The 296-nt window shown below is 67.9% G+C and carries 1 protein-coding gene; it reads left to right on the top strand.

The annotated features are described in order from the left end of the window. On the top strand, positions 1–296 hold a 296-nt coding region (locus G6016_RS15470), incomplete at both ends, for a molybdopterin-dependent oxidoreductase (protein WP_182633499.1).

The raw sequence follows: 296 nt of genomic DNA, 5'->3' as shown, positions 1-296 counted from the left end.
TCGTGGTGAGCATCGAGCTGCGCCGCAGTGACGTCACCGACCGCGCAGACGTGGTCCTGCCGATTGCTCCCGTGGCCGAGAAGGACGGCACCTTCCTGACATGGGAGGGACGCCCGCGACCATTTGCCGCCGCACTGAACGGCACCGATGCGATGCCCGATCTCCGCATCCTCAACACCCTCGCCGAGGAGACAGGTGCCTGGTTCGGGCTGCAGGACGTCGCGTCCACGCGCCGCGAGTTGGATTCCGTGCTCCACGCGCTCGGGCAGTCGGACGCAGAAACACAGCCGCACCCC

This window comes from Dietzia aerolata (assembly GCF_014144865.1).
Lineage (GTDB): Bacteria > Actinomycetota > Actinomycetes > Mycobacteriales > Mycobacteriaceae > Dietzia > Dietzia aerolata.
The sequence above is the reverse complement of the archived record's forward strand: the minus strand, read 5'-3'. Positions and strand labels throughout refer to the sequence as shown.